The following is an 18766-nucleotide window of genomic DNA, read 5'->3' as shown; positions in this document are numbered from 1 at the left end:
TTCGGTCTAGCGCTTCGAGAGCCGGCGGGAGCAGACCCCGTCAGCCGAGCCGTCGTTGGTGCATTCCCCCGTGCCGGGACCGAAGCCAGTGCCGTCGCCGGGGCCTTCGCCCATGTATCCCGTGCCGTCGCCGGGGCCGTAGCAGAAGCCGTCCATGGCCTGGATCGGATCCTGCGTGGAGGCGCCGAACCCGGAGCACAGCAGATCCTCCGCGGTGCCCCATCTGTACCAGTAGCTGTGGATGTTCATGTTGTGGTTGCCCGAGTTGGCGTTGCCGACGCCCGCGCGGGGCGGGTCGAGATCGGGGTCCATGCCGTATCCCGGGCCGGGGTCCTGCGCGTAGGCGACCGCGGACAGCAGCCCGAGCAGCAGGGCGAGCATCGTCAGACGAAGTGCGTTCTTCATGATCCAACCTCCTGTGGTCGTGTGTTCCTCCGAGTCCCGCGTCCCCCACAGCAATCGCCGCGCCGGGTTTGCCGCAGAGCCGCCGCGTGTCCGTATCTCATGGCGCGTCAATTCGTTGGATGGATCACGCCGCCTGTACCCGCGCGTCCGCTTCGGAGATGTCTGCGAGCCCGCGCCGGCCCGTTCGCAGGAAACTCCGCAGAAACGAGATACCGTTTCGGGAGCCGATGCCGACGCCGGCATTGCGGTACGGGGCGACCGGGGGCATCTTATGGGCGCTCGCCCCGCGCGACCCACGTCAATCGAGGACACCATGGACATCCGCAACGTCGCCATCATCGCCCACGTGGACCACGGCAAGACCACGCTCGTGGACCAGATCCTGCGCCAGTGCCATGTCTTCCGCGAGGGGCAGCAGGTCCAGGAGCGCATCCTCGACTCCAACGACCTCGAGCGCGAGCGCGGCATCACCATCACCGCCAAGAACTTCTCGGTGACGTACAAGGGAGTGCGCATCAACCTGATCGACACGCCGGGCCACGCCGACTTCGGCGGCGAGGTGGAACGCGTGCTGAAGATGGCCGACGGCGTGCTGCTGCTCGTCGACGCCTTCGAGGGTCCCATGCCCCAGACCCGCTTCGTCCTGCAGAAGGCGCTGCAGCTGAACCTCAAGCCGGTCGTGGTCATCAACAAGGTGGACCGCAAGGACGCGCGTCCCCACGAGATCCTCGACGAGGTCTTCAGCCTGTTCTGCGAGCTGAACGCCAACGACGAGCAGCTCGATTTCCGCGGCGTCTACGCGGCCGGGCGCGACGGCTGGGCCGTGGCCGAACTCGAGGACGCGCGCGAGAACCTCTTTCCGCTGCTGGACATGATCATCGCCCATATCCCGGCGCCCACGGTGCGCGAAGGTCCCCTGCAGATGCTGGTGGCCGCCATGGACCACAGCGACTACGTGGGCCGCATCGGCGTCGGCCGGATCGAGCGCGGCACCCTGAGATCCAAGGACCGCGTGGCCATGCTCAAGCGCGACGGCAGCAACGTCGTCTCGCCCATCAAGAAGCTCTTCGTCTTTGACAACCTGGGCCGCCGCGAGGTGGACGAGGTCCAGTGCGGCGATATCTGCGCGGTGGTGGGGCTCGAGGACGTGGACATCGGCGACACCCTGGCGGATCCGCACAACCCGGAGCCCCTGCCGATCATCGCGGTGGACGAGCCGACCCTGTCGCTGAGCTTCATGGCCAACGACAGCCCGTTCTTCGGCCAGGACGGCAAGTATGTCACCAGCCGCCAGGTGCGCGAGCGGTTGCGCCGGGAGACCGAGCGCGACGTGGCCCTGCGCATGGAGGACACAGCCAGCGCGGACACCTTCCGGGTGAGCGGGCGCGGCATCCTGCACCTGGCCATCCTCATGGAGACCATGCGGCGCGAAGGCTTCGAGTTCATGGTGGGCCAGCCGCAGGTGATCTACCGGGAGATCGGCGGGCGCAAGGCCGAGCCGGTGGAGGTGTTGACCGTCGACATCCCGTCCGACCTGGCCGGCACGGTCATCGAGTACGCCGCCGCGCGCAAGGGGGAGATGGTGGGGATGGAACAGGGAGCGGAGCGGACCAGGCTCGAGTTCCGCATCCCCAGCCGCGGCCTGATCGGCTTCCGTTCGAAGATGCTGCGCAAGACCGGCGGCGAGATCGTCATGCACCACCGCTTCTTCCAGTACGAGTACTTCAAGGGCAGCATACCCCAGCGGCAGTCCGGCAGCATCGTCAGCCGCGCCCAGGGCCGGGCCGTGGCCTTCGCCCTGGACGCGCTGCAGGACCGCGGCCGCTTCTTCGTCGCCCCCGGCGAGGTGCTCTACATGGGCCAGGTCATCGGCGAGCACGCCAAGGACGACGACATCCTGGTCAACGCCCAGAAGGCCAAGCAGCTCAGCAACATGAGGGCAGCCGGCAGCGACCGGAAGATGAGGATCGCGCCGCCGGTGGTCATGGGCATCGAGGAGTGCCTCGAGCACATCAACGCCGACGAGTACGTGGAGATCACGCCCAGCCACATCAGGATGCGCAAGGCGCTGCTGGACGAGAACGCGCGCAAGCGGGCGGCGAAAGTGAAGACGTCCGGCGAGGTGTGATCAGCCCGTCACCCGCCCATGCTCTCCAGGATGCGCCGCACCCGCGGCGCGTCGGGGTCGGTCGGCGCCGCCTCCAGGAAGCGCTCGTAGTACGCGCGCGTGCGGGCCGTGTCGCCGCGGGCGGCGCGGTAGGTCTCAGCCAGGTTGATCAGCGCCGCCACGTGGTGCGGATCGACTTCCAGGGCGCGCTCCAGGTACCGGATGCCCTGGTCGGTGTCCCCGCTCATCAGATGAAGGCTGGCGAGGTTGACGAGCACCTTGGTCGCGCGCCGGTCCCGCTCCAGCACCTTCTCGTAGACCTGACGGGCGTCGTCGTAGCGCCGCAGGGCCAGGTAGGCCTCGGCCAGGGTGCCGCCCAGCTGGGTCGCGCCGGGATGGCGCGCGAAGACGGGGCGCAGCACCTCGACGGCACCCTGCGGATCGCCCTGCGTGATCAGGGCGTGTCCGCGCTGATAGCTCTCTAGGACCTGCAACCCGTCCTTCGGATCGAAGAGGTGCGGCGCCACCTCGGGCGCGTCGCCGGAGCGGCTCGACGTGACGTAGCCCAGGGACTCCAGCGCGGTGCGGCGCTCGTCGTCGAGGGTGGCCGCGGTGCCGCGCGCCGTCCCCGCGCACGCGTCCCTGATCTCCGCGATGCGGGCGATCATCCCGTCGCGGCGCTTAGCGTGGTCGGTGCCGACGTCGCGGTTCTCGCCGGGATCGCGCGCCAGGTCGTAGAGCTCAGGCCGCGGCGCCTCGATCGCCTTCCAGCCGTCGGCGCGCATGGCGTAGAGCGGGCTCCAGCCCATGGCGGTCCAGGGGTGCAGCGTCTCGCTGTAGGCGGGGAGCGGTTCGCCGAGTCCCTCGCCGCGCCACAGGGGGCCGAGGTCGACGCCGTGCAGGCCTTCCGGGGCCGGGATCCCAGCCAGGGCGAGCAGGGTCGGCATGACGTCGGTGATACGCACCTGCTCGGGCACGCGGCGGCCCGGCTTTCCCGTGCCGGGGCCGGCGAGGATCAGCGGGATGTGCAGGGTGACGTCGTAGAGGAAGATCCCGTGGGTGTGCTCGCCGTGTTCGCCGAGGGCCTCGCCGTGGTCGGACAGGAAGGCCACGACCGTGCGCTCCCGGCGTCCCGTGTGCTCCAGCGAAGCGAGCAGCTCGCCGAGCCAGTGGTCGGCGTAGGTGATCTCGCCGTCGTAGGGTTGCCCGGACGGGGCCTCATACCCCGCGGGCGGCGCGTATGGCGCGTGGGGGTCGAAGAGGTGCACCCAGGCCAGGAACGGTTCGGGGGCGGCGCGCAGGCCGGCGACGGCCTCGCTCACCACGTCCTCGGCCGGTTTCTCCACGTACTTGCCGGAGCCGGCCCGCCGGTCGCCGGAGAAATCGTCGGCGTAGGCGTCGAAGCCCTGGGCGAGACCGCTCCAGCGGCGGACCACCTCGGCCCCCACGAAGGCGAGGGTCGCGTAGCCCTGGTCGCGCAGGATCTCGGCCAGGGTGACGTTGGACCCGTCGGCCAGGGTGGATTCGTTGGTGCGCGCGCCGTGGGCCGGCGGCAAGAGCCCGGTGAACAGCGATGCGTGGGCCGGCACGGTGAGCGGGGCGGCGGTGATGGCCTGCTCGAAGAGCACGCCCTCGCGGGCCAGGCGATCGATGTGGGGCGTGCGCGCCGCCGCCGCGCCGTAGCAGCCCAGATGGTCGGCCCGGGCGGTGTCCAGGGTGATCACCAGCAGGTTGGGCCGGGTGTCGCCGGGCAGCGCGGTCTCCCGCGGGGTGTTCCGCGCGGCGGGCTTCCGCTCGCCGTCGTCCTGGCAGCCCGCGGCGCAGAGGGCGAGCAGGGCCACCGTCGCGACGAGGGCCGCGTCCCGCACGGCGTGCTTCGAGCCGTCGACCCGCAAAGCGTTTTGCAACACGTACATGAGTTAGCCGATCATCGGGAGTCGACAGGTCGTGGCCGTTCCGACCGGAACATATCACGCCGGGAACCCGCGCGCCAGCCGTTGCCCGGCGAGAGGGAGGCGGCGCCATTTCCCCGTGGACAAACCCGACCCCTCTGGTTATTCCTAGCGAATGTCTTTTCCCGATTCCGAGAGTCGGCGGACCCGTGCACCGTGGAGTGGTCGATGATCGTCGGCATGGGCATCGATTTGGTGGATATCGACGGGTTTCGCGCCCGTCTGGCCGGGAGTCCGGGCGAGGCGCTGATCGCGGAGCTCTTCCTGCCCGGCGAGATCGCCTACGCAAAGACCCAGGCGCGGCCGTGGGAGACCTACGCCGCCAGGTTCGCCGCCAAGGAAGCGGCCTTCAAGGCGCTGGGCGCCGGGCTCGCCCAGGGTCTGCGCTGGCACGAAGTGGAAGTCGTGAGAGCGGAATCGGGCGCCGTCGCCCTGGAGCTGCGCGGCGCGGCCCGTGCGCGGGCCGACGAGAAGAACGTCGGGGGATGCCGGGTCTCCCTGTCCCATTCGCGAGCCGTGGCGCTCGCCGTGGTCGTGATGCAGAACGAGCAGGAGGGTTTCCGCGTGAGCAACATCGGATCATACGAACAGAGGCTGAAGGACTTCGACTGGAACGAGGCCCGCAAGGTGCTGGACTGGCGGGAGGGAGAGCTGCAGAACATCGGCCACATGTGCTCCGACCGCATCTGCGCCCGCGGGCACGCCGGCAAGACCGCGCTGATCTGGGAGGGCTTCGGCGGCGGCGAGGCGGCCTACACCTTCGACGACGTGCGCGTGCTGTCCAACGGCTTCGCCGGGATGCTGCGGGACCAGGGCGTGGAGCCCGGCGATCGCGTCTGCCTCTTCATGGACAAGATCCCGGCCCTGTACATCTCGTTCCTGGGCGTGCTGAAGATGGGGGGCATCGCCCAGCCGCTGTTTTCCGCCTTCGGCGACGACTCCCTCGAGGTCCGGCTGGCCAGCGCCGAGACCAGGGCCATCCTGACCACGGGCAAGCACGTCAAGAAGGTGCGCAAGATCCTGGACAAGCTGCCCGCGCTCGAGAGAGTCATCGTGGTCGAGGGCAACCCCGACAAGCTGAAGGACGGCGAGGTCTTCTACGACATGGAAGCCGGCCGCAGCGAGGATTTCGCGTGCTTCCGCTCCGGCCCCGAAACCCCCAGCGTGCTGCACTACACCTCCGGCACCACCGGCCAGCCCAAGGGCGCCCAGCACGTGCACGACTCGATCTGGGGGCAGGCGCTCACGGCCCACTGGGTGCTCGACCTGCGGGACGACGACATCTACTGGTGCACCGCCGACCCCGGCTGGGTCACCGGCACCAGCTACGGCATCATCGGCCCCTGGGCGCTGGGCGTCACCCAGTGCGTCCTCGACTCGGGCTTCACCTCGGCCCGCTGGTACCAGTTCATCCAGGACAACAGGATCACCGTCTGGTACTCGGCGCCCACGGCCATCCGCTCGCTGATGCGCGACGGCAAGGAGACGGTCGACAAGTACGACCTGTCCAGCCTGCGCCACCTCTGCTCGGTGGGCGAGCCCCTGAACGCCGAGGCCGTGGTGTGGAGCGAGGAGGTCTTCGGCAAGCCGTTCCTGGATACCTTCTGGCAGACCGAGACCGGCGCCATGATGATCACCAACTACCCGGGGCTGAAGATCAAGCCGGGCTCGATGGGCAAGCCGTTCCCCGGCATCACCGCCGCGGTGCTCGACCTCGAGACGCACGAGCCGTTGACCGAGCCTGGCAAGGTGGGCCTGATCGCCTTCCGCCCCGGCTGGCCGGCCATGTTCCGGGAGTACCGCAACCAGCACGACGTCTACCGCAGCAAGTTCGTGGGCGCCGCCCCCGACGCCACGCCGGACCAGCTGCGCACCGACGGCGGCCTGTGGTACGTGTCGGGCGACCGCGCCAGCATCGACCCCGACGGCTACTTCTGGTTCGTCGGACGCGACGACGACGTGATCAACACGGGCGGCCACCTGGTCGGCCCCTTCGAGGTCGAATCGGCGCTGATCGAGCACGAGGCCATCGCCGAGGCGGCCGTGGTCGGCAAGCCGGACGAGGTCAACATGGAGGTCGTCAAGGCCTTCGTCACGCTCAATCCGGGCTTCGACTTCGACGACATGCTCGAGCTCGACGTGATGAACTTCATCCGCAAGAGCCTCTCGCCGCTGGCCATGCCCCAGGAGATCGAGGTCATGGAGAAGCTGCCCAAGACCCGCTCCGGCAAGATCCTGCGCCGCTACCTGCGCGCCCTCGAGTGGGGCGAGGAGGTCGGCGATCTCTCGACCCTGGAAGACGACTGAACGAAAGGAACCCCGATGGACGAGATGAAGGATACGATCCTCGAATACATCATCGACGAGTACGTGGACGAGGACGACGACCTGGAAGTGACCTACGACACGCCGCTGATCTCCTCGGGCATCGTCGACAGCTTCTCCATGGTGTCGCTGAAGGTGTTCCTGGAGAAGAAGTACAAGATCTCGCTGCCGGACAGCGAGGCCACGCCCGAGGCCTTCGACACCGTCGACTCGATCTGCAAACTGGTCGACAGGCACCTGGGCTGAGACAGGCAGGAGGACGCGATGGCGTATTCCGACAGGATGCGCGGCATGTTCGCCGCCGAGATAGAGAGCATCAAGGAGAAGGGCCTCTACAAGGAGAAGCGCTTCATCTGCTCCCCGCAGGACGCGGAGATCGAGGTGGAGTATCCAGAGGGGGCCGCGCACCGGAAGGTGCTGAACTTCTGCGCCAACAACTACCTGGGCCTGTCGAGCCACCCCGACGTGATCGCCGCCGCGCACGCGGGCCTCGACGCCCGCGGCTACGGCATGAGCTCTGTCCGCTTCATCTGCGGCACACAGGACATCCACCGCGAGCTGCAGGACAGGATGTCGGCTTTTTTGGGCACCGAGTCCACGCTGCTCTTCCCGTCCTGCATGGACGCCAACGCCGGCGTCTTCGAGGCGGTCCTCGAGGCCGAGGACGTGATCATCGCCGACCGGCTGATCCACGCCTCCCTGGTCGATGGCATCCGCCTCTGCTCCGCCCAGTACGACACGTTCAAGCACATGAACATGGCGCATCTCGAAAAGAAGCTGGAACTGCACCGGGACAAGCGCACGCGCCTGATCGTCACCGACGGCGTCTTCTCCATGGACGGCGACCTGATCCCGCTGGACGAGGTCTGCGCCCTGGCCGACGCATACGACGCCATGGTGCTGGTGGACGACTCCCACGCCAGCGGTTTCATCGGCAAGACCGGCCGCGGCACCCACGAGCACTTCGGCGTGATGGACAAGGTCGACCTGATCACCACCACCTTCGGCAAGGGCCTCGGCGGCGCGTCCGGCGGCTGCGTGTCGGGCCGCGCGGAGCTGGTCGAGCTCTGCCGCCAGAAGGCGCGCCCGTACCTGTTCAGCAACTCCCTGGCGCCGTCGATCGTGGCCGGCTCGATCAAGGTCCTAGAGCTGGTCTCCGGAAGCACCGAACGCCGCGACAAGCTGGAGCGGAACACCCGGTACTTCCGCGAGCGGATCACCGCCGCCGGCCTGCAGGTGGGCGGGCAGGACACGCCCATCGTCCCGGTCATGCTCTACAACGCCAAGCTCGCCAACGACATGGCCCGCGACATGTACGCCGAGGGCATCTACGTCATCGGCTTCTTCTTCCCGGTGGTGCCGTCGGGCGCCGCGCGCATCCGCGTACAGCTCTCGGCCGCACACGAGACCGAGCACATCGACAAGGCCGTGGCGGCGTTCAGGAAGATCGGCGAGAAGTACGGCATCCTCGGGCTGGACAAGAAGGGGATCGTCGAGAAATACGGTCTCTGAAGAGAGACAGGGTCGCACACGAAGATCCGGAACGTCCTCGGCCTTCGGCCTGCGGTATTGTTCCGGATCTTCGTGTGCGACCCTGTCTCTCGAGAGGGTACTCCGCAAAGGTCAGGGTGGGTTGCGGGGCCGTTCTCGGCCCGCGGCCCGTGTGATGTCCCGGTTTTCCCCGCCTCCCCCTTGAATCCTCCGGATCGATGATGTTCCCCAGGCACGGGGGGGCATCTCCCCCCGCCAGGACGAGAGCGCGGGCGACCGCGCCCACCTTCACCCGAGCCGGAGGTCCCGAACATGAAGAGGATTCCCGCGCAACTGACGATTCCGTTGCTGGTCGTCGCGCTGGCGGGCGTGGCGCTGCTGCTCGCCTCGTGCAGCGACGTGACCAGCACCGCGCCCGAGCAGACCCAGGCCACGGCCGACAAGGCCGGCTCCGGCGACGGCGACCCCACCACCGAGTTCCTCGACGAGTACCGACCCTGCGACGGCAGCACCAGCATCTACACGGTGCAGGGCGACCGGACCGTGGGACTGGGCAGCGGCGCGACGTTGCACGACGCCATGGGCGCCGCCATCGACGACGCCATCGCCACCGACGTAGAGGGGCAGTTCGAGTGCCAGCTCTGTCCCGACGAAGAAGCCTGCGAGAAGTTCGTCACCGACATCGACCGCGGCGGCGCCTACGTGGAAGACCCCGAGGACTGCGAATGGCTCCAGGACGACGACGGCAACTGGGCCTGGCACTGCATGGCGTGGGTCAATTTCAACAGCGGCAACGGACCGCCCGCCTCGGGCAAGGGCGGCTGCAAGCTGTGTCCCGCCTTGGCACACGAAATCATCCGCATCCACTGGGAATAGCCGGCTCCGAACCGGGAGGTAAACCTCATGCGAACCCTGCGTATCCGACGATCCGTACCCGCCCTCGCCCTAGTGGCGCTGGGGGCGCTGCTCTTCGCCTACGGCTGTAGCGACGACGTCACGAACCCCGTCGAGACCGACAAGAACGTCATCGTGCCGCCCGACCAGCCGGAGCCGGAACCCGTGCTGCAGCCCCTGGACGAGTACTACCAGGAGTTCTGGGAGAAACTCTTCGCCTCGCCCTACGATTCCGAAGCCAGCGCGACGTATCTCGACGCGGAGATCGTGGCGCCCGGCGTCTACACGGGCGCGTCCCAGACGGGCGAACCCTTCACACTGGAGGTCGTCGAGGCCGACTATTACACCCAGGCCGACCTGGTCGCCATCGATCCCCGGTGGCAGACCCTGGTCGATCAGCTCGACCTGCGGCTCACTTTCCTGACGGGCACGATCTTCACGCCCCTCGGCGGGGTCACCATCCTCGCCACCGCCTCGGCCGGCACCGAGACGGGCGTCGACTTCAACTTCCTGCGGCCGCTGGTCGATGCCTGCGAGCCGGAGAACTTCGTCGATCCGTCCGACATGGCCAAGGCGCGGCCCGACCGCTTCGCCAAGGACCAGGCCTGCGAGGACGATTGCCAGCAGACTTCCTGGAAGCCCTCGCCGCCCGATGTCGACTGCCCCCCCGGCCAGCTCATGGACCGGGCCTGTCTCAACGGCTGCAAGGCGGTCTTCTACACTTCGGTCAACAGCGCCCTGGGCGCCTTCTGCTCCGCGGCCTGCGACGCCATCGACGTCATGAACGAGGATCTGGACGATTGCCACGAGGAGGCCCTGGAAAGCATGGGCATCGCCACACCCCTGGTCTTCACGGGTCCGTTCGCGCCGATCGCCATCGGTGTGGCCGATCTGACGATCCTCAACAGCTATCGCCGTTGCTGCAACAAGGCGAAGAGCACCTGCAAGACGGCCATCAAGAAAGCCAAGAAGGCCTGCAAGGGCGCCTACGGCGCTGCGGAAGCGACCTACGAGGCCTGCGCCCTGGGCTGCTGCCACCCGCCCCTGAACCGGGATCTCATCCCCTGGCAATTCCAGTGACCCCTGCCGTCGTCCGGGACGGCGACGCGATCGCCCGCCCCCCGCCGGGGGCGGGCGGTTTGCCGTGCGGCGACGCCGTCGCCGCACGAGAATCGTCCAGCGGGTCCGAGGCGTTTCATTCCGGAGCGAAAGGGGTGGGGTGGCCGGCCCGTTGCCATATGAATTTCACTTATCAGGCGGAAGGGTGTAGAGTGGATGTCTGGTGTGAGCCGCTTCGGGTCAACTCTCCTGGGAGCCATCGCCGGTGGGTGACGGGAAGAAATCTGTATTCATCAGCCATTCCAGCGAGGACGAACGCGCCGTCATGCTGGTCTGCCAGGCCCTGGAGCGCAACGACATCGGCTGCTGGGTCTCCAGTCGCGATATTCCTCCCAAGGCCGACTGGGCGGTCGAGATCACCCGGGGTCTCGAGGAAACCAAGCTGGTCGTCCTCGTCCTGTCGGAGAATTCCGTCAAGTCGAACGAGGTCCTGAAGGAGCTGACGCTGGCGTCTCAGATGAAGATGCCCCACGTCATCTTCCGCATCGACAAGGTGAAGCCGAACCGCGGCTTCATGTTCCACCTCAGCATCGAGCAATGGGTGCCCGCCGCGAATCCTCCCAACGACCGCCAGCTGCAGACTCTCGTGGGGGTAGTAGACCGGTGCCTGCTGGATCTCAAGCGCACCTGGTGGCGCCCCGACCCCGATGGTTTCTGGTACAGGGGCGGCCGGAAACGGACCCTGCCGTTGCTCGGCCTCGCGATCGCCGCGATCGCGGCCCTGGGGATTTTCGGCGTGCCCTACCTGCGCGACCTCGTCATCGGCGACCCTGCGGACGTCACGGCCCGCCGGCAGATGACGCAGGACGCGTCCGGCGCGGATTCCCTGGCGGCGGCCGAACGGGACACGGCGGGGACACCGAGCGACGTGACGGCCATCACCGGCCAGTCTTCCCCGATCCTGGCGGATACGCGGGGAACGGTCACGCTCACGACGCACCCGTCCGGCGCGAGCGTCTACCTCGACGGCGACCACGTCGGCGCCACCCCGCTGCGGGATCACGAGCTCGAGGCCGGTTCCTACACCGCCAGCTTCAGGCTCGCCGGCTATCGCTCCGAGACGCGCGATGTCGAGGTGCGGGCCGGCGGCGGCAGCGTCGTGGACGTGACCCTGTCCCGCGCGCTGACGGCTCTCGAGGTCACGTCGATCCCGAGTTCCGCCGAGGTCGTGCTGGACGGCAGCCGCCTCGGCACCACGCCCTGCACCTTCGATCGCCTGACCGGCGGCGACCACGTGGTCGTGGTGTCGAAGGACGGCTATGCGACACGGCGGGACACCCTGGCGCTGCGTGTGGACCGCCCCTACCTGCACGAGGCGCGGCTGGAGCGGCTGGTCGGTCACCTGACCGTCACGATCGTCCCCTCGGGCTCGATCGCGATCAACGGCGATCCGAAGGCGGAGGACTCCAATGCGCCCTACACCACGGCCCTGCGGCCGGGAACCTACGAGGTCGAGGCCCGGCACGTGATCTACGGCGTCTGGCGCAAGACCGTGGAGATCGCCAACGGCGACGAGAAAAACCTCGTGTTCGACTTCACGCAGGAATTCGACCTCACCGTGACCTCGAATCCGAGCAACGCCACCATCTACGTCAACGACCGTTTCCGGGGCTGCTACACCCCCTACATGATCTCCGTGCGGCCGGGATTGCGCCGGATCGACGTACGGCTCGCCGGTTATCACACCCTGGGGGCCAGGGAGCTCATGGTCGAGGAGGGCGTGGGCACGTTCATCCACTTCGACATGCAGCGAACGCCCTGATATCCCACCGAATCGATTCAGTTTGTTCAAAATAGTGGCTGACATCCGATTTGCGGTATCGTAAAATCCGTGTCCTTGAAGAGCACCTATCGCCAGTCAACACCCGACTTGCCCCTGCATGGGCATCCCGCAGTCAGGGAAGACTGCCATCAGGCGTCGGAGCGCTTCCCCGGCCACGTGGAGCAACGACGATTCTTCGCATACCTCGATACAGCCCGGATTTCAATACGACCCGTTCATTCCCGCGTTCTGGAGGTGGATCATGTCCATGCGTCTCTCTATGCCCAGCGGCCGCGCCAAGCTCACGGCCGTCCTCTCGCTAGCCGTCCTGATCGGAGGTCTCGCCGTCGCGACGGCGGTCCGGGCCCAGGATTGCGACGAGGAGCTGGCCCGCGCCCAGCAGAGCTACAACATCGGCCGCTTCGACGAGGCGATCGAGACGCTCAGGTACTGTCTCGACCACAACGCGCCAGATCTGGAGATCCAGGCCAAGGCCTACCGCCTGATCGGCATGGCCTACATCGGCAGCCGCAAGGAGGCGGAGGCCAAGCAGGCCATCGTCGAACTACTGGAGATCGCACCCGGCTACGAGCCGGACCCCCAGGACAACCGGAACTACGTGGATCTCGTGTACCAGGTACGCATGGAACAGGACCCCGACTACGAACCGCCGACCGGCGAGCCAGAACAGAAGAAGGGCTTCTTCAAGAAGGCCGTCTACGGGATCGGAGCCGCGGCGGTGGCGGTCGTGGCGATCCTGGTCTCCGGCGGCGATGATCCGACGCCACCGACGGATGAACTGCCGGATCCGCCGGCGTTGCCGCGGTAGGCGTTGGATCGTTTTCGCGTGCGCATTTCATTGTGAGGTCTTCAGGGGGAGATGACATGTTGAATAGATTGTTGGTCTTGGGACTCGTGATGAGCTTGTTGTTATCGGTGCAGGCTGCGGTAGGGCTGTCGGGGCCCAGAGCAGGTGAAACCGATGTGCCCGGTTCCGGCGAGGTGATCTTCTATGAGAACTGGGAGTGGGGCCAGGGGGACTGGCAAGTTGATATCAATTCTTGTTGGGAAGTCGGGCCCACAACCACGTCACCAGAGGTTCCTCAAGGAGCCAATTGTGCAGGCACTATACTATCCGGGGACTACCCTGAAGCATCCAGCGGACGAATTTGGATCGCTCTATCCGATCCACTCCCCGAGCTGGAATCACCAGATGAGCAGATCATCCTCTGGTTCCAGCATTGGACCATTTGCCACAACTCCAATGATTATGGCATAGTCAGCATTGATGATGGGAGTGGCTGGCAGGATATTGGTCCGACACAATGGCGGTATACATCCGACTGGTCATGGCTTGCAGTTGATCTGACTGAATATGCAGGTCGGATGATCAAATTGGGGTTTCGATTCGTGTCACGTGACGACTACGGTTACACAAGTACACTTGGCTGGTATGTCGATAATATCCATATTCTGAAAGGCATAGTTCCCTCACCAAGAGTTCCCGAGAACTTCGATAATGGACAGGGCGACTGGTATGCCACTAACGGTTGTTGGTTCGTCGATGTGCCAACCGCCGGGCCGGCGGAGTCATATATCGGTGATAATTGTGCCTCTACCATCCCGTGGGGGGACTATTATGAAGAGACTGCCAGTTCCTTAATTTCACCTCCATTTCGGATTCCAGATGGCATTGAAGGTCAAGTCAAGTTGAACTACACACTCTGGATGTCCACTCATAATGCGAATGACTTCTACCAAGTATCGATCTCGAAGGATGGAGGTGAGTGGGAATATCTCGAAGGTCCGTTTTCCGGTAATTCGAACAACTGGAACCCCCATTCCGTTGTAGTTCCCGACTGTGCTGGCACGGATCTGAGATTTCTTTTCTACTTTAGGGGCGCCGATGATTACGGTTACACCTCCGCGTTCGGTGTTGCGATCGACCACATCTACTTCGAGGGTCTCGGCCTCCTGGCCCACCGGACGACCCCGGCCGCCAACGACTTCAATGTGGACGAGTCGGGCACTGTCCGCGTCGATTTCAGCGAACCAGCCGACGCCGCAACAATCAACGCCTCCACGTTCGAGGTCACGGGCTCCGAATCAGGGCCGGTAACGGGGACATTCGCTCATGCCCCAAGCGGTCTCGCGTTCACCTTTACTCCCGACACGCCATTTGCCCCGGACGAGTTCGTGACCTGCCGGCTGACCGACGGCGTACATGACGCCGATGGAGATCCACTCGACGGCGACGGCGACATGTACCCGGGCGGTGATTACGTGTGGGAGTTCTGCACCTTCGATCAACCCTGTCCCACTGCACCGCCCATCCCGACCGACCTCGCAGCCACGGTCGATGACGCCACGGTCGCGCTGGCTTGGCAGATGGAATCCGAAGTCGCCATCGTTGAATATCGCATCTACCGTGGCGAAACACCCGAGAGCCTCACACAGATCGGTGCCGCCCCGGCGGGCACCCTGACCTACGACGACGACACCGGCATCTCGGGAACTCAGTATATCTATGCGGTTACGGCCTATAACGTTGTCGGGCGCGAAAGCCCGTACTCGGACGATGTTTGCGCCACCCCCGGTGATACCGAAGCCCCGGTTCAACCGACCGGTCTTGACACCTCGACCGGCGACCGCCTCATCACGCTGACCTGGGACAACAACGACGAGTGCGACCTCGTCGCCTACTGGATCACCCGCACGCCGGAGGAGGGCTCGCCGGCCGTGATCGATACGGTGTCGGCGCTAGCCGGCAGCTCGATGACGTACGGGGACGATACTGTGGACAACTACGTCGAGTATTGCTACGAGATCCAGGCAGTCGACAACGCGGGCCTGGCCAGCGGTCTCTCTGCGACCGCATGTGACGCGGCCGAGGGCCCCGTCGCCGACCTGGCCCTGGTCAAGACCGTCGATGTCACCAACATCGACGTAGGCCAGACCGTGACCTTCACCCTGGAAGTCACCAACAACGGCCCGGACACCGCCTTCAACACCCTGGCCGTGGACACTCTGCCCGACGGCCTGACCTTCGTGTCGGCCTTGCCGTCGCAGGGCGAGTTCGGCACGCTGACCGGCGAGTGGGCCATCGGGCAGCTCGATAACGCCGGGGTGGCCACCCTTACCCTCAGCGCCACCGTGGACGTGCCGACCGACACCCTGACCAACACCGCCACCGTCGCGGATGAGAGCTCTTCGGACACCGTTCCCGACAACGATACCGATTCAGCCTGGGTAGTCGGCCACGCCTGCGATCTCGCGGTCACCAAGTCGGTCGACGACACCGACCCCAGCGTGGGCGACGAGATCGTCTTCAAGGTGAAGGTCGAGAACAACGGGCCGGACGCGGCCGTGGACGTCGTCGTGGAAGACGCCCTGCCCGGAGGTCTGTACTACACCTCCGTGGTCAAGAGCGCCGGCACCTACATCGGTGACAACTGGCGGCTGGGCACCATGCCCGTCGGCCAGGTCGACTCGATGATGGTCCGCGCCACCGTGCTCGTGGCGGACCTGATCGCCAACACGGCGACGGTCAGCGTCGCCCATCCGCCCGATCCGGACGACACCAACGATACTGCCGAGGCGACCATCCGCGGCCACAGCGCCGACCTGTCGCTGCGCAAGACGGCCGATCCGTACAGTCCGGGACTCGGGGACACCGTCACTTTCTCGCTGACCATTGAAAACAATGGCCCCTCGACCGCCTACAACGTCGTCGTGGTCGACGAGGAGCCCGAGGGCCTGACGGATGTGAGCTACATCTGGTCCGCGGCAGACTCGGATTTCGAGGACGGCACCTGGACCATCGCCGAGCTGGGCGTCGGCCAGGAGCTTGTCCTGCAGATCGGCGCCGACATGGCGACCGAGGATCCCGTGACCAACTGCGCGTTCATCGCGTCCAGCGATCAGGCCGATCCCAATCCCAACAACGACATGATCTGCGCGACCGTGTCGTCCGATCCCGTAGACGTGTCCGTGACCAAGAGCGTCGACGAGACATACCCGGCGCTCGGCGATACCGTGACCTTCGAGGTCATCGTGGAAAACCACACCGACAGCGAATACGACGCCACGGGGCTGTGCATCCTGGACCGGTCCGCGCCGGGTCTGACCTTCGTGTCGGCCACGCCGTCGGCCGGCAGCTACGACATGGGGACCGGCATCTGGAGCCTGGACACTTTGGCCTACGGCGAGCAGGACACCCTGACCATCGAGGCCGAGGTGGATCTGGCCGCCGAGATCGTCAACACGGCGACGATCGTGGGGGCCGACCAGGCCGATCCGATCCAGGTCAACAACAGCGCCGAGGTCGCCATCGTGGGCCGGGCCGCGGATCTGGCGGTCACCAAGACGCTGGACAACTCCTATCCGGGCCAGGGCGACCCCATCATCTTCGTCGTGACCGTCAAGAACAACGGACCCAGCACGGCCACCGACGTGCACGTGCAGGATCTGCTGCCGGCGAACGTGCTGACGCTCACGGGCTATGACCAGACGGGCGTGACCTACGACGAGATCGGCGGCGACTGGCTCGTGGGCGATCTGTTGCCGGGCGCCGCCAACAGCAAGTCCCTGACGATCTACGCCGACGTCCTGCTCGCGGAACCGTTCACCAACACCGCCGAGATCTCCGGCAGCAGCCTGCCGGATCCGCGCGTCGACAACAACCTGGCCTGGGCCGGCGGACACCTGACCTTCGCCGACCTGGCCCTGAGCAAGGACGTGAGCGACGACGCGCCGCCGGTCAACACGAACGTGACCTACACGCTGACCGTCGTCAACAACGGTCCCGACGATACGTCCGACATCGTGATCCGCGACGTCCTGCCGTCGGGGGTGACCTGGGTCTCCGACACCTCCAGCGCAGGTGACTACGATGATGCCACCAGCCTGTGGACGATCGACTCCCTGCTCGACGGGGCGAGCGCCACGCTGAATATCGTCGTGACCGCGGACGTGCTGGACGAGATCACCAACCAGGCCGAGATCGTCAGCCTGAACGGCATCGACGACAACCCCAATGACAACTCGGCCATCGAGGACATGCTGCCCATCGATCCGCCGCCGGCCGTCGCGATCACCGGCATCACCCCGGCGTCCGTGGGCGAGTCGATCACCGTCACCGCGTCGGCGACCGACAACGGCGGCATCCAGGACGGCACGGTCACACTCCACTATTGCGAGGGGGCGTCAGGAGCCTACACCGACGTGGTCATGAGCCCGACCGCGACGCCCGACACCTATGCGGGCACGATCCCGGGCGCGTCGGTCACCGCGGCCGGCGTGGACTGCTACGTGAGCGCCCGCGACATGGCGGACAACCTGGGCGAATCGGCGCACGGGGCGTTGACGATCACCGTCACCCTCCTGTCCAACCCCAGTTCCCAGCCGGGCGGGACCGAGCAGAGCGCCTATCGCATGATCTCCATCCCGCTGGAACTGGACGACCCGCGGCCGGGGCCCGTGTTCGAGGACGATTTCGGGACATATGATCCGGCGAAGTGGAGGCTGTTCGGTCTGAACGAGTCGCAATCGTGGGAGAACTCGGAGTTTCCCAACTGCGGCGACGTGATCCCGGGTCGCGGGTTCTTCCTGATCGTCAAGCAGGCCGGCCTGTACTTCGACGCAGGTCCGGGCGGCACCGTGCCCACCGCCGCGCCGTTCGCGATCAACCTGAACGAAGGCTGGAACCTGATCGGCAACCCGTACAACTACGCGGTGCCCATGATCGGCGTCAGCCTGGAGTCGGGCGACCCTGTCGACATGCGCAACTTCGTCGGCTCGTGGGCGGCGCTCTCGGGGGCCAGCTCCCTGGAACCCTTCAACGGTTACCTGGTCGCCGCGAACAGCGACGACGACCGGCTGCTGATCGACCCGGTGGGTGCGCAGAACAAGGTGATGCCCGCGTCGGATCCGCCACCCCTGTGGGCCGTCGGTATCGAGGCCCGCACCGGCGCGGCGCTCGACAACGACAACACGGCGGCCGTCTACGAGAAGGCCGACACGGACTGGGATCGCCTTGATCGCCCCGAACCGCCGGTGATCGGCGACTACGTCACCGTCAGCTTCCCGCATCCCGAATGGGAGACGCCCTTCCCCGCCTACTGCAGGGACGCCCGCCCGGTCGACGCCGAGAGCGGTGGCCAGAGCTGGGATCTGGAGGTGCGCACCAACGTGGAGGGGCGCGTCGAACTGACGTTCTCCGGCGTCGAGTCGGTGCCCGCCGACCACCAGGTCTGGCTGCGGGACGAGCTGCTGCTGATCAACGTCGACCTGCGCGAGATGGACACGTACACGTTCGTTGGCGCCAGCAGCGGTTCGCCGCACGCCCTGAAGCTCGTGGTGGGCGACGCGGACTACATCGCCGAGGCGTTGCCCGCGGAAGAGGCGATCCCCCGCCAGGTGACGCTCTTCGCCAACTTCCCGAACCCGTTCAACCCGCTGACGACTATCCGTTACGGGCTGCCGCGCGACGGCAGGGTGAAGCTCGGGATCTACGACCTGCGCGGCCGTCTGGTCGCGACGCTCGTGGACGAGGACAGACCGGCCGGCTACCACGCCGCGGTCTGGGAAGGCGACGACCATGCGGGCCGGCGCGTCTCCAGCGGCGTGTACCTGTATCGCCTGGTGACCGGCGACGCGATGAAGACGCAGAAGATGCTGTTGATGAAGTAGACCGATATCGGCCGGGAGGGG

The 18766-nt window shown here is 66.3% G+C and carries 11 protein-coding genes; 9 read left to right on the top strand and 2 right to left on the bottom strand.

From position 1 onward, the window contains the following. Positions 1 to 6 precede the first annotated feature (6 nt). Positions 7 to 405 (bottom strand): hypothetical protein, encoded by a 399-nt coding sequence (locus KJ554_14980; GenBank protein MBU0743635.1) that lies wholly within the window; start codon positions 403 to 405, stop codon positions 7 to 9. A gap of 313 nt (positions 406 to 718) precedes the next feature. Here KJ554_14980 and typA point away from each other — a divergent pair, with 313 nt between their 5' ends. After that, positions 719 to 2533, top strand: a complete 1815-nt coding sequence (gene typA, locus KJ554_14975) for a translational GTPase TypA (protein MBU0743634.1) — start codon at positions 719 to 721, stop codon at positions 2531 to 2533. Positions 2534 to 2541: 8 nt separating this feature from the next. Here the strand turns inward: typA and KJ554_14970 are convergent, their stop codons facing one another. After that, positions 2542 to 4428: a sulfatase-like hydrolase/transferase gene (locus tag KJ554_14970; GenBank protein ID MBU0743633.1), complete on the bottom strand. Its 1887-nt coding sequence runs from the start codon at positions 4426 to 4428 to the stop codon at positions 2542 to 2544. A gap of 204 nt (positions 4429 to 4632) precedes the next feature. Here KJ554_14970 and KJ554_14965 point away from each other — a divergent pair, with 204 nt between their 5' ends. From KJ554_14965 to KJ554_14930, 8 genes are all read left to right on the top strand, one after another. Beyond that, complete coding sequence (locus KJ554_14965) at positions 4633 to 6771, top strand: AMP-binding protein (protein ID MBU0743632.1); 2139 nt, start codon at positions 4633 to 4635, stop codon at positions 6769 to 6771. Positions 6772 to 6786: 15 nt separating this feature from the next. Beyond that, positions 6787 to 7035: an acyl carrier protein gene (locus KJ554_14960; GenBank protein ID MBU0743631.1), complete on the top strand. Its 249-nt coding sequence runs from the start codon at positions 6787 to 6789 to the stop codon at positions 7033 to 7035. A 36-nt stretch (positions 7036 to 7071) separates the two neighbouring features. Beyond that, positions 7072 to 8301 (top strand): glycine C-acetyltransferase, encoded by a 1230-nt coding sequence (kbl, locus tag KJ554_14955; GenBank protein MBU0743630.1) that lies wholly within the window; start codon positions 7072 to 7074, stop codon positions 8299 to 8301. Between the two features lie 291 nt (positions 8302 to 8592). Next, positions 8593 to 9156: a hypothetical protein gene (locus KJ554_14950; protein ID MBU0743629.1), complete on the top strand. Its 564-nt coding sequence runs from the start codon at positions 8593 to 8595 to the stop codon at positions 9154 to 9156. Between the two features lie 27 nt (positions 9157 to 9183). Beyond that, complete coding sequence (locus tag KJ554_14945) at positions 9184 to 10254, top strand: hypothetical protein (protein MBU0743628.1); 1071 nt, start codon at positions 9184 to 9186, stop codon at positions 10252 to 10254. 244 nt (positions 10255 to 10498) lie between these two features. Then, positions 10499 to 12055: a PEGA domain-containing protein gene (locus tag KJ554_14940; GenBank protein ID MBU0743627.1), complete on the top strand. Its 1557-nt coding sequence runs from the start codon at positions 10499 to 10501 to the stop codon at positions 12053 to 12055. A 262-nt stretch (positions 12056 to 12317) separates the two neighbouring features. Further along, on the top strand, positions 12318 to 12884 hold the full coding sequence (locus KJ554_14935) for a hypothetical protein (protein MBU0743626.1): 567 nt from the start codon (positions 12318 to 12320) through the stop codon (positions 12882 to 12884). 1184 nt (positions 12885 to 14068) lie between these two features. Beyond that, a complete protein-coding gene (locus tag KJ554_14930) occupies positions 14069 to 18745 on the top strand; it encodes a DUF11 domain-containing protein (protein ID MBU0743625.1) in 4677 nt (1558 codons plus the stop codon). Positions 18746 to 18766 lie beyond the last annotated feature (21 nt).

The organism is bacterium (assembly GCA_018814885.1).
Classification (GTDB): domain Bacteria; phylum Krumholzibacteriota; class Krumholzibacteriia; order LZORAL124-64-63; family LZORAL124-64-63; genus JAHIYU01.
Note: the sequence above shows the minus strand (reverse complement) of the source record. Positions and strands in the feature narration are given on the sequence as shown.

Bases quoted from the DNA above. Each gene is read 5' to 3' on its own strand.
- KJ554_14980 (MBU0743635.1), bottom strand. From the start codon at position 405: ATGAAGAACGCACTTCGTCTGACGATGCTCGCCCTGCTGCTCGGGCTG.
- typA (MBU0743634.1), top strand. From the start codon at position 719: ATGGACATCCGCAACGTCGCCATCATCGCCCACGTGGACCACGGCAAG.
- KJ554_14970 (MBU0743633.1), bottom strand. From the start codon at position 4,428: ATGTACGTGTTGCAAAACGCTTTGCGGGTCGACGGCTCGAAGCACGCC.
- KJ554_14965 (MBU0743632.1), top strand. From the start codon at position 4,633: ATGATCGTCGGCATGGGCATCGATTTGGTGGATATCGACGGGTTTCGC.
- KJ554_14960 (MBU0743631.1), top strand. From the start codon at position 6,787: ATGGACGAGATGAAGGATACGATCCTCGAATACATCATCGACGAGTAC.
- kbl (MBU0743630.1), top strand. From the start codon at position 7,072: ATGCGCGGCATGTTCGCCGCCGAGATAGAGAGCATCAAGGAGAAGGGC.
- KJ554_14950 (MBU0743629.1), top strand. From the start codon at position 8,593: ATGAAGAGGATTCCCGCGCAACTGACGATTCCGTTGCTGGTCGTCGCG.
- KJ554_14945 (MBU0743628.1), top strand. From the start codon at position 9,184: ATGCGAACCCTGCGTATCCGACGATCCGTACCCGCCCTCGCCCTAGTG.
- KJ554_14935 (MBU0743626.1), top strand. From the start codon at position 12,318: ATGTCCATGCGTCTCTCTATGCCCAGCGGCCGCGCCAAGCTCACGGCC.